We start from the raw sequence: 10,899 nt of genomic DNA on the forward strand, positions 1-10,899 counted from the left end.
CTTAACAATCCCCCAACCCCTACGACGTGAGAAGTTGCTGCACTGCGTGCAGGTTTATGTGGCGCTATTGCGTCGCAAGTTTAAATTTTGCGTTTTCGAGATGCGGGTCTCGGCGAGTAAAATTTGAAGCCGAAATTTGCAAATTTGAACGTAAAGCGATAAGGCGAAGTATCGCGAGATGATTTTTGGGGTTGTGCAGATAAAATTTAGCGTAGGCTAGACGTGTAGTCTGCCGAGCTAAATTTTATCAAACTCCGCAAAAAGCGCTCGCGAGACGAGCCGTTATTTAAAAGCGACAAACGTCGCAAAATTCGCCCACCTAAATATGCATTCCACATTTTTAAATCCCGCGCTAAGCGCCAAATTTCTATTTTCCGCTTCGGTGTATGGTATGAGCACGTTTTCTAGCGCCTCGCGTTTTTGCGCGATTTCGTAGCGCGAGTAGCCCTGTTCGAGCTTGTATTTTTCGTAGATTTCGATCATATTTTTACTCAGCGTCTTATCCTCAAATATCAGCTTCTCGCTAAAAACAAACACGCCGCCGTCATTTAGCGCGCGGTAAATTTTAGCTACGAAATCCTGACGCTTAGGCGGACGGATAAACTGCAGCGTATAGTTCATCAAAACGGCGTCCTGCGCGTCAAATTCGCACTCCAAAATGTCTGCTAGCTCAAGCTCGATCCTAGCGCCGTACGCCTCTATCTTGGCACGCGCGTTTTGCAGCATAGCAGGCGCGTTATCCACGCCTTTTAGCGCTAGATCGTTTCTCTTGCGCCAAAGAGCCAGTAGCGTCGAGGCGGTCGAGCAGCCAAGGTCTACCGCACTTACGCCTTGCGGTAAAATTTGCGCTAAAAAATCGGCGATCAGCTTTTGCGAAGCGTCGTAATACGGCACCGAGCGCCCGATCATATCGTCAAACACCGACGCCACGCTCGCGTCAAATTCAAACTGCTTTTTTATCGGCTCTTTAAAGATTTCATCCTTCACGGCTCGCTCCTTTGAGGCACACCATCGCCTACGACGTAGAGATCGCACACGCCGACGAACTCCATCGCCTGCTTGATGTCGGTCCCGATCTGCTCCTTTAGCTCCTCTAGGCTTTCAAATTTGCGGTTATCGCGCAGTCGCTTGATAAAGCAAACTGCGACGTCGCTGGCGCCTTCGATATTTTCGTTTAGTACGTGCGTCTCGACGCTAAAGTTGCCGTCCGTGCTCACGCGGTTGCCGATAAAGGTAACTGAGCCGTAGGTCTTGTAGCCGATGCGAGTCCTCGTCGCATATACGCCCTCGCGCGGCAAAAGATAGCTCTTGACGTCCAAATTTAGCGTCGCAACCAGCTCTTTTGCGCCGATGCCCTGCCCTTTTATTACGTCGCCCTCGATAGAGTACTCCCTGCCTAGCAGGCGGTTTGCCTTGTAGATCTCGCCTTGTTTGATATACTCGCGTATAGCCGAGCTATGCACGCCCATACCGTCAAAGCAAACCTCGTCTACTACGACCACCTCGCCATCAAAAATTCTCTCCAGATCATACTTGTCCCAAGCCCTATTTCTGCCAAATCTAAAATCAAATCCCACAACGATCTTTTTTAAATTTTTAAAATCTCGCTTTAAAAGCGCGATAAATTCCTCACCGCTAAGTCCTTTTATGCTCTCAAAATCATACAAGAAGCAAGGATAGTTTGAGTACTCAGCTCGCTTTAGCTTTGGCGTGATGTTGGCCTTGTTTTTGTCGATGACAACAAGTCCGCCAAACTCGCCTAGCTGCTTTAAAAGCTGCTTGTGCCCCCTGTGCACGCCGTCAAAGTGCCCTATCGCAACGGCAGTGATGTTATCTTTTGTTAAAAGCGTAGAAAAACTCGGCATTTCCTTCCTTTCCCTTGACCTCGCACTCTTTGCAAGCTATCAGTTCAAATTTCAAGCTACTTGCTAGCACTTCAAAGCGCTTCATAGCTAAATTTACAGCCTTAGCGTCGGTGACAACGCCTTTTTTATTGCGTTTTACGCCAACGCCCACTTCAAACTGCGGCTTAAAAAGTGTGATAATGAGCGAATCCCTGCTTGCTAGCTCGCAAATAGCTGGTAAAATTTCAGCCAAAGAGATAAAGCTCACGTCGCAGGTTATGAGATCAAATTTGTTTAAATTCTCTTTTGCAAACTCTCTGACGTCAGTTTTTTCATAAATTTTCACTCGCTCATCGCTTCTTAGGCTGGCGTCTAGCTGATCAGTGCCCACATCAACGCCTGTGGCGCTCTTTACGCCACGCTCAAGTAAAATTTGCATAAAACCGCCAGTTGAGCTGCCGATATCAAGTGCGTTTTTGCCAGCTAGGTCAAATTTCATCGCTTCCAAAAAGCTCTTTAGCTTAAGCGCTCCACGCCCAACGTAAATTTCATCAAGCAGTGAAATTTTAGCCTCGCTAACTTCACTTGAAACCTTGGTGCAAATTTCGCCGTTTGCTAGCACCTTGCCGCCCTTTATCAGCTCGCTCGCCTTGTTTCTACTTATGTTTAAAACGCTTGCGACGTAGTTATCAAATCTCAAGTTTTAGCCTCTCATATTCGCTCTCATCGATCACTCGCACGCCTAGCTCATTCGCTTTATCTAGCTTGCTGCCAGCCTCCTCGCCAGCTAGCACGAAGTCCGTTTTTTTAGAAACTGAGCCAGAAACCTTTGCACCAAAACTCTCAAGCTCCGCCTTTATCTCATCTCTTGGGCGACTTAGCGTGCCGGTTATTACCACCGTCTTGCCACTTAGCGCATTTGAGATGCTCTGCGTCTGCGTCACGCTTGGCTGCACGATCTGGCTTAGGGCTAAAATTTCCGCTCTATTGACCTCGGCAAAGTCGATTAAACTATTTGCCATCTCCGCGCCAAAGCCCTCAAGCGAGGTTAGCTCCTCAAAGCTAGCATCAAGCCAGCCCAGTCCAAAACTACTTGCTAGCTTCTTTGCCGCCACCTCGCCGATGTGCTCGCAGCCAAGACCCGTGATAAAGCGCGATAGCTCCGCTCCTTTGCTAGCTTCAATCGCATTTAAAAGGTTATTTACCTTTTTCTCTTTAAAGCCCTCAAGCGCGATTAGATCATCAAATTTAAGGCCGTAGATGTCCTTTATGCAAGATATTAGCCCCTTGTCAAATAGCAAATTTACGATCGCATCGCCAAGGCCGTCTATGTTTAGACATTTTTTCGATGCGTAGTGGATTATCGAGCCCACCACTCTTGCTCTGCAACTTAAATTTTGACACTTTACAAAGACCCCTTCATCAAGCAGGTGTGAGCCGCAAACTGGGCAAAATTTAGGCCTCTCAATCGCTTGCTCGCTGCCATCTCGTCTATCTTTAAAAACCTTTGTGATCTTTGGTATCACATCTCCTGAGCGGATGATGCCGATGTAGTCGTTTTTCATAACGCCAAGGCGCTCGATCTCGTCAAAGTTGTGAAGGGTGGCGGATTTTACATTAGCACCATCTATATTTACCTCATCAAGCACGCCAACAGGCGTTACTACGCCGCTTCTGCCAACCTGAAGTGCCACGTCTTTTAGCCTAGTCACCTTTTCAATGGCTGGGAATTTAAACGCCACCATAAATTTTGGAAATTTGACCGTGTAGCCCAGCTGCTCACAGCGTGCAAGGTCATTTACTCGTATCACCATGCCATCCATCATCACGCTCTTTGCCTCACGGCTGGCTAGTAACTCGTTATACGCAGCCTCAAGCTCATCTTTTTTTAAAATTTTAAAAAATTCATCTCTCTCAAAGCCAAGATCACGCACAAATTTCATCACCTCGCTGTGATCTTTTAGCCCAAGGCTCTGCTCGCCCACGCCCCAAGGTATGAAAAGTAGCTTTCTTTTTGCAGTGACCGCGCTATCAAGCTGTCTTAGACTGCCTGCGGCTGCATTTCTAGGGTTTGAAAGCGGCGTCTCGCCCTCTTTTGCACGCTCTATATTTAGTAGCTCAAAGTCATCTTTTCTTATGACGACTTCGCCCCTGATTTCAATGAGCCCTTTGTAGTTAATGCTCTTTAAAACAGAATTTATCGTCCTTGCATTTTGCGTCACGTCCTCGCCTGTAACGCCGTCGCCTCTTGTGATCGCCCTAACTAAAACGCCATTTTCATATAGTAAATTTAGGCTCGCTCCGTCAAATTTTGGCTCAGCGACAAAGGTTAAATTCTCCTTCTCTCCGCGCTTTAGCCACGCATCAAGCTCGCCAAGACTAAATATATCCTCCATGCTCCACATGCGCTTTATGTGGCTTGCCTTGCTAAAGCCCTCTTTTACGCTCCCACCCACTCGCTTAGTCGGCGAAAATAGCGAAATTTCACTGGGATTTGCCTGCTCAAAGGCCAAAACCGCGTGATATAGCGCGTCATACTCCTCGTCGCTTGCAAGTGGCTCGTCCTCGTCGTAGTAGGCCTTTGCCCACGCATTTAGCGTATCTACCGCTTTTTCGTACTCTTGTTTTGTCATTTTTGCTCCAAATTTACACCGCATTTTATCTTAAATATACTTTATAAATGATCCAAATTTAGCTCATTTTCATCGCAAAAATGGACGTTTTTATAGACCTTTTTTATCTCGTCCCTCGCCATTATCAGCGCAAAGCCAAGCAAATTTTGCCCTCTCCACTTCGTAGGATTGTGCGCATTTTGATCCTCAGCGCTCATGCCTATGCCCCAAATTTTATCAACTGGGCTTGCCTCAACTAAAATTTTGCTCCCAGTTTGGAGCAAAAAGTCACGCAAAGGGGCATTTTGGCTAAATTTTAGATAGCTCGCATTTAGCACGACGCCAAATTTGACCTCATCCCAGACCTTAGTGTCAAAGCCTTGCACCTGCCTGCCAAGCGCCTTCATCTGCGCTGGATCTTTGATGGATAAAATTTGCTCTAAAGCCTCGTCATCGCCAAAACATTCAGCCTTTTTAGCCATCATATATTGCTCGGCGCAAATGTATTTAGTTTCATCTTGCCAAAAGCTAGAGCTATACCACTGACTAAGGCAGCTTGCACTTAAATTTGCACTCTTTTGATGACCCCAAAATAAGAGAAATTTATCCGACTTGCCAGCGTTATAGCGCTTTTTTAGCCACTTTAGATCATATCTAGGCTCACGCTCCCAAAGATCTAGCTCGAAATCATTATAAGTAAAAAGCGCGCTCTCATCCTTGCCTAGCCTCTCATCCCAGTATCCACGCCACGTCGCAGGCTCGGCAAAGAGCTGTTTGTATTGATGCTGCTCATCTTGGCTTAGCGTTTTTAACCAGTCGTTAAATTTAAACTTATAATCCTCGCCAGCGCCCATCCTCCAGCCTATAGAAAAGGGGCTAATATGAGGAAATTTGACCCAAGGTGGCGGCAATAAATTTTTCACCTAGCCTCTTTTTAGCCAAACGCCCTACCAAAGCGTGGCTTGGCTCATCGCCTCGTGCATATTAAAAAGCTGCTTGTGCTCGGCCACATCGTGCGTGCGGATAATCTGCGCGCCGTTTTCAAAGGCTTTTAAGTGCAGATAAAGCGAGCCTGGCAAGCGGTCCTTGACCTCGCTCGGGCTATAAAAATTTATGACCGATTTGCGGCTAGCACCAACAAGTAGCGGGCAGCCAAATTTTAAAAAATGCTCCAAATGTTTAATAAGCAGTAAATTTTGCTCAGCCGTCTTACCAAAGCCGATGCCAACGTCAAGCACTATCTTTTTAGCGCCAAGCTCCTTAGCTAGGACAATCTTTTGCTCAAAAAAATCCGAAATTTCGCCAATTAAGTCGTTATACTTTGGCGCGATCTGCATGGTGGCAGGATCGCCTTGCATGTGCATCATGCAAAACTGGGCGTCGTATCTTGCAGCAAGCGTGGCTAAATTTGCGTTTGCTGTGATGTCATTTATCATCTTAAAGCCGTGATTTAGCGCGTACTCTAGGCAGTATGCATCAAAGCTATCTAGGCTAAATATCGCCTTGTCGTGCAAATTTAGGCGGTAAATTTCGGCAACTATCTTTTCAAGCCTCGCAAACTCGACCTCGCGTCCGACGTATTTGCTACCGGGCCTGGAGCTAACCGCACCCACGTCGATATACTCGGCACCCTGCTCGATCATCTCTTCGATCTTTTCGATGCCGCTTTTTTCGTTCACGCGGCTTGCGGCATTAAAGCTATCTTCATTTACGTTTACGATGCCCATGATCTGCGCGCGCTGCGGTTTTTTAAACGGAGATTTTAAAAATTTAGCCAAATTTTTTAGCCCGAAATCCTGTGCGGACTCTTTTTTGGCAAGCGCAAGAACTTGCGCATCGGTAGCCATCAAAAGCGCGGCGGAGTTTTCGCCGCCCAGAATCACGTCGCGGTTAGTCACGAGCTCCGCGCCCACGCTTAGCGCATCTTGCTTTAGGATGTTTGCGGCCGGCGAGCGCAAATCTTTAATCAAAAAAAAGTTGATCGACGACTTTTTTTTCATCAAATTTCGCCCCTCGTCGCTAGGACGGATAATCTCGCAAATCTCGTTAAAATCAGTTTGCGGATTGATTTTAAAAATTTTCATCTAAGCCCTTTTTCGTAAATCATAAGAAGTATCGGCGTAAGAAGCGCGTGAGTTTTGGTATTTAGCTCGGCTAGGCGCACGGCTTTGAAAAAATGCTCAAGCTCATCGGCACTAAATTTAACCCCCTGCGCCATAGCCTCCAGAGCTATTGCGGCGACTAGCTCTTTTAGGTCGTTTTTGCCAAACTTTTCGGAGCGCTCGAGAGCTGATTTTTCATCGATAAACGCGCAAATTTCTTTTAGCTCGAGACGTTTGTAATCTAGCCACGTTTTTTCGCGCTGCTTTTTTTCGAGTCTATTTTCGGTAACTAGGCGCGAGCGAACGGTCGGCAGGAGCATATTTTTCGACTCGCAAGCTATGATAAAAAAGATATTTTTAGGCGGTTCTTCGATGATTTTTAGTAGAGAGTTTTGAGCCTCGACGCGGAAATTTTTAGCGCCTAATACTAGCAGTTTAGGCTCGCTCTCAGCGATGTAGGCCTCGGCGGCGACCTCTTTTGCGTTTTCTAGCAAAAAATCATCCGAGAAAAAAAATCTAACCGAATTTACGCCGTAAAGCCCTAAAATTTCCTCTTTTAAGGCTTCAAAATCGCTCGTGATTACGATTTTGCTTCGCATAGATTAGAGTGTTACTTTCGCAAATAAAGCGGCATCTATGCTCTTATCAAAGAGCCTAAACAGCGACAAAAGCTTGATATCTAGCGCGCCGTCGGAGGAGCTTAGATAAAAGCTATTTTGCGCCTGCTCGTCAAAAAGCCACATGTAGCTATCATCCTTACCTTTGGCAATTTGCGAGCTTTTTTCGGCGCTTTTGCCGATATAAAAAAACACGTAGCCGTTTGGAAAAGCAAGGCTAAGCATATCTAAAAGCAGCGAGACTTCCTCTTTTGAGCCGATATTTTCAAAAGACGGATAGAGCGCCTTTAGCGAGAAAAAAGGTAGCACAGGGCGGGCGTTTGTCGGTTTGTTTATATTTTTTAAAAAATACTCCTCAAACCAACCGCGCTCGCTATCGGTTATCAGGATAAACGCGCGCCCTTCGAGTAAAAATTTAAGCTTCGAGGCGAGCAGGGGCGTCCACTCGGTGCGCCTCTCCTCCATCCAGCTCATCAGCGAGCCCTCCTCGCGGATCGCCTCGAGCGTCCATTTTATAAAATCGCTCATTTATCGAGTTTATAAGCTTCGTGTAGTGCGCGAACTGCTAGCTCGCCGTATTTTTGATCGACGATCATCGAGATTTTTATCTCGCTAGTCGAGATCATTTGGATATTTATACCCTCATTTGCTAGCGTTTGGAAGGCTAGAGACGCTACTCCTGTGTGGCTTTTCATACCAACGCCCACGACTGATACCTTAACTATCTCGTCGTTGTATAAAATTTCCCTCGACGCGCTTAGTTTATCCATGCACTCTTTTGCGACGTGAAGCTCGTTTTGCGGTATAGTAAAGCCTAAATTCGTCGTGCCGTCTTGGCCTACGTTTTGGATTATCATATCCACGTTTATATTTTTTTCTGCAAGCGCGGTGAAAATCTCAGCCGCGATGCCCGGCTTATCGACCACGCCTCTTAAAGTTACTCTAGCTTGGTTTTTATCTAGCGCGATACCGCTTACTAGCACTGCTTCCATACTCTCTTCCTTTGTTATTAGTGTTCCTTCGTTGTGATTAAAGCTACTTCTGGTGACTAAATTTACGTTTAGCTTTTTAGCTAGCTCGACCGAGCGGTTTTGCAGCACTTTTGCACCTAAGCTCGCAAGCTCTAGCATCTCGTCGTAGCTGATTTTATCTAGCTTTTTAGCCTTTGGCTCGATACGTGGATCGGTCGTGTAAACTCCGTCCACATCGGTGTAAATCTCGCAAAGATCGGCATCCAGCGCGCCTGCGATCGCTACGGCGCTAAGGTCGCTACCGCCTCGTCCCAGAGTCGTTACGTCGCCCTTTTCGTCTATACCCTGAAAGCCCGCTACGACGACGATCTTGCCCGCCTTTAGCTCCTCTTTCATACGTTTAGTATCTATCGCCTCGATCCTAGCTCTAGTGTGCATGCTATCGGTGACGATACCAGCTAGCCTACCGCTTAGACCCACCGCAGGATAGCCTAAATTTATCAGCGCTATCGTTAAAAGCGCGCAGGTAACGCGCTCGCCGGAGCTAAGCAACATATCCATCGCTACGCCGTCGGGGTCTTTGGTGTAGTGTGAGGCGTAGTCCACCAGCTGATTAGTCACGCCGCTCATCGCCGAGACCACGACCACGACGTCCGCGCCGCTTTTTTTAGTTTCTATCACTCTTGCGGCGACGTTTTCTATCCTCTCAAGCGTTCCAACGCTCGTGCCGCCGTATTTTTGGACGATTAACATTTAGATAAATCCTTTCTCTTTAAAGTAGCCGATAACCTTGCTATAAATCGGCTTTTTGAAGTGGTTTACGTCGCTCAAAACCTCGCTTGAGTTTATAAATCTATATTCGTCAAATTCGGGCTTTTTAGTGTTTATATTTATTTTCGCGCTAGGCCTTAGCCGCACCAAAAAATACTTTTGCGTCTGCCCGTCAAAGTTATAAAATTTCCTACTCGTCGTACCCTCAGGGAAGTCGTAGCTAAGCCACTGCGGATACTCGCTAAGCACGTCCACGTCGTCCGTGCCTATCTCCTCTTTGAGCTCTCTTTTTAGCGCCTCGCGCGGCGTCTCGCCCTCGTCTATACCGCCCTGTGGGAACTGCCAGATACCAGTCATATCGCACCTTTGCGCGATAAATATCCTGCAATCAAACGGATAAGAGGGCGCAAGTATGACCGCCGCGACGTTTGGTCTATATTTCTTTTCCATCTTTTTTTCCGAGAATTTTAATTGTGGATTTTAACGAAAAATAGTTAAGATATAGCTAAATATCGCGAGGTTAGCGGAAAAATTTGGCGTCTATACTTAAAATTTTTATTTAAATTTTAAAACTACGAATTTTACTTTTACGGCGCGATAAAATTTGCGTGTTTTGCTTCATTTTCCATCAAATTTGACCGCTTGGCTCGTCAAATTTGAGCCCTCTATTTTAGCTCCAGTATCGCCCGCACCTCTTCGTCGGTAAACAGACTCGCGCTTTCGTGCTTTTTACGCTCGGGCGCGGCTTTTGGCTCGGCGCGCGGCGTCAATTTTTGCCCAGGCTCGTTAAAATCAAATAGCGCAGCCTGCGCAAAATCGTCTGAAACGGCAGTTTTTGCGGCTTCGTTTGAGGTAGCTGCTTTACTAAACGAAGCTGTTTGAGTAGCTTCGCCAAAAACGGGAGCTTCTGGTTGAACGGTATTTTGAGCGCTTTCGGCTAAAACCTTAGTTTTAGGCGCTTTGCTTAAAGAACCTGTTTGCAAGATAGCCTTTTCCTCGCGGCTTCTCTCTTGATACGGCGCGACAAGTGGCCTATCTTGTAAAATTTGCTCCCGAGCAAAAGCGGTTTTTTGTTCGCTCTCAGCCATTAAATTTTGCTCAAATTTAGCGTCGTAGTTAGCCCGAATGCCTTCAAATTTTACGTTTTCATCAAATTTGATAGCCGCAGTTTCACCGCTCTCGTCAAATTTATCGTCTTGCAAAAACAAAGATTCATCCGATAAAAGCTCATCCCGCTCGTACTGGCGCGCAAAAAGCTCGCTTACGTTGATAGCGTCTGCGTTATCCGCGTCTTTACTCGGCGCCTCCTTGACGCTTTGTCCGATCTCCTCTATGCCTGTTATACGCAGGCTTGGCATCACAGCCTTAAAGCTTTGCAAAATCGGCAAAAAAGATCCGTCAAATCCATCTAAAATCACTCGCATATTTAGCCTTTTTCAGTTTTTTCGAGCGATTTTATCAAATTTATCTTTTGAGCCGTTTTAAGCTCATCCAAAAACCGCTTATAGCGAAAAACAAAACCGATGCCGAAGCTAAACAAAATATAAATTTACCGACCTCACCCAAAAAATATCCCGAATGCAAACTCAAAACCGCCTTATGAATCGCAAAAGGTCTAGGCATCGAGCTTTTGGCGTCGTCAAACCTCGCATGCCTGATAATTTGCCCCTTGGCGGCGTTTATCGTCATCGTATTTACTTTATCGTCCTCTTCTAGCCCTTTGTCAAAGTAAAATATCATAAAATTTTCGCCGTCTTCTTGCGTGATGACGTTAAAAAGCTCGTAATCCTCTCTATCTCGTTTAAAAATATCTATCGCGGCCTCTAAATTTGCTATCTTGCCCTCGTCCTCCAGCGAAAATCCCCTCACTTGCGTAAAGCTCTTTTTTCTAAAAATTTCTTTTTCGCCAAGCGTGTTATTTACGAGCTTTGCCGCCCAGTCATACGACCAGTAAAGTCCCGTAACGCTCATAAAAGCCAAAA

General features: G+C 46.2%; 12 protein-coding genes. All 12 read right to left on the reverse strand.

Going from position 1 to position 10,899, the window contains the following annotated elements:
* Positions 1-282: 282 nt before the first annotated feature.
* The gene (gene cmoA / locus Q0200_RS08385) at positions 283-987 is read right to left on the reverse strand and encodes a carboxy-S-adenosyl-L-methionine synthase CmoA (RefSeq protein WP_297940200.1); all 705 of its coding nucleotides are present in this window, start codon (positions 985-987) and stop codon (positions 283-285) included.
* The gene (locus tag Q0200_RS08390; RefSeq protein WP_297940203.1) at positions 984-1,865 is read right to left on the reverse strand and encodes a bifunctional riboflavin kinase/FAD synthetase; all 882 of its coding nucleotides are present in this window, start codon (positions 1,863-1,865) and stop codon (positions 984-986) included. Before Q0200_RS08390 ends, cmoA begins: the two co-directional genes overlap by 4 nt.
* Positions 1,831-2,544: a TlyA family RNA methyltransferase gene (locus Q0200_RS08395; protein WP_297940206.1), complete on the reverse strand. Its 714-nt coding sequence runs from the start codon at positions 2,542-2,544 to the stop codon at positions 1,831-1,833. The genes Q0200_RS08390 and Q0200_RS08395 overlap by 35 nt, the downstream gene beginning before the upstream one ends.
* Positions 2,534-4,477, reverse strand: a complete 1,944-nt coding sequence (gene ligA / locus Q0200_RS08400) for an NAD-dependent DNA ligase LigA (protein ID WP_297940209.1) — start codon at positions 4,475-4,477, stop codon at positions 2,534-2,536. Before ligA ends, Q0200_RS08395 begins: the two co-directional genes overlap by 11 nt.
* Positions 4,478-4,518: 41 nt before the next feature.
* Positions 4,519-5,379, reverse strand: coding sequence for an NADAR family protein (locus Q0200_RS08405; protein WP_297940212.1), 861 nt, complete (start codon positions 5,377-5,379; stop codon positions 4,519-4,521).
* 24 nt (positions 5,380-5,403) lie between these two features.
* Positions 5,404-6,540, reverse strand: coding sequence for a dihydropteroate synthase (gene folP, locus Q0200_RS08410; RefSeq protein WP_297940215.1), 1,137 nt, complete (start codon positions 6,538-6,540; stop codon positions 5,404-5,406).
* Positions 6,537-7,157, reverse strand: coding sequence for a DNA polymerase III subunit delta' (locus tag Q0200_RS08415; RefSeq protein ID WP_297940218.1), 621 nt, complete (start codon positions 7,155-7,157; stop codon positions 6,537-6,539). The genes folP and Q0200_RS08415 overlap by 4 nt, the downstream gene beginning before the upstream one ends.
* 3 nt (positions 7,158-7,160) lie before the next feature.
* Positions 7,161-7,703, reverse strand: a complete 543-nt coding sequence (locus Q0200_RS08420) for a HobA family DNA replication regulator (RefSeq protein WP_002946460.1) — start codon at positions 7,701-7,703, stop codon at positions 7,161-7,163.
* Positions 7,700-8,899: an aspartate kinase gene (locus Q0200_RS08425; RefSeq protein WP_297940222.1), complete on the reverse strand. Its 1,200-nt coding sequence runs from the start codon at positions 8,897-8,899 to the stop codon at positions 7,700-7,702. The genes Q0200_RS08420 and Q0200_RS08425 overlap by 4 nt, the downstream gene beginning before the upstream one ends.
* Positions 8,900-9,367, reverse strand: coding sequence for an RNA pyrophosphohydrolase (locus tag Q0200_RS08430; RefSeq protein WP_297940225.1), 468 nt, complete (start codon positions 9,365-9,367; stop codon positions 8,900-8,902).
* Between the two features lie 215 nt (positions 9,368-9,582).
* On the reverse strand, positions 9,583-10,341 hold the full coding sequence (locus Q0200_RS08435) for a hypothetical protein (protein ID WP_297940227.1): 759 nt from the start codon (positions 10,339-10,341) through the stop codon (positions 9,583-9,585).
* Between the two features lie 40 nt (positions 10,342-10,381).
* Positions 10,382-10,899: PepSY-associated TM helix domain-containing protein (locus tag Q0200_RS08440; RefSeq protein WP_297940230.1), on the reverse strand; the 518-nt coding region annotated here is incomplete at its 5' end.

It is taken from the genome of uncultured Campylobacter sp. (assembly GCF_938045225.1).
In the GTDB taxonomy this organism is placed as follows: domain Bacteria; phylum Campylobacterota; class Campylobacteria; order Campylobacterales; family Campylobacteraceae; genus Campylobacter_A.

Coding starts and splice junctions, on each gene's coding strand:
- Q0200_RS08430 (WP_297940225.1), bottom strand. CDS start 9,367: ATGGAAAAGAAATATAGACCAAACGTCGCGGCGGTCATACTTGCGCCC.
- ligA (WP_297940209.1), bottom strand. CDS start 4,477: ATGACAAAACAAGAGTACGAAAAAGCGGTAGATACGCTAAATGCGTGG.
- folP (WP_297940215.1), bottom strand. CDS start 6,540: ATGAAAATTTTTAAAATCAATCCGCAAACTGATTTTAACGAGATTTGC.
- Q0200_RS08435 (WP_297940227.1), bottom strand. CDS start 10,341: ATGCGAGTGATTTTAGATGGATTTGACGGATCTTTTTTGCCGATTTTG.
- Q0200_RS08415 (WP_297940218.1), bottom strand. CDS start 7,157: ATGCGAAGCAAAATCGTAATCACGAGCGATTTTGAAGCCTTAAAAGAG.
- Q0200_RS08420 (WP_002946460.1), bottom strand. CDS start 7,703: ATGAGCGATTTTATAAAATGGACGCTCGAGGCGATCCGCGAGGAGGGC.
- Q0200_RS08390 (WP_297940203.1), bottom strand. CDS start 1,865: ATGCCGAGTTTTTCTACGCTTTTAACAAAAGATAACATCACTGCCGTT.
- Q0200_RS08425 (WP_297940222.1), bottom strand. CDS start 8,899: ATGTTAATCGTCCAAAAATACGGCGGCACGAGCGTTGGAACGCTTGAG.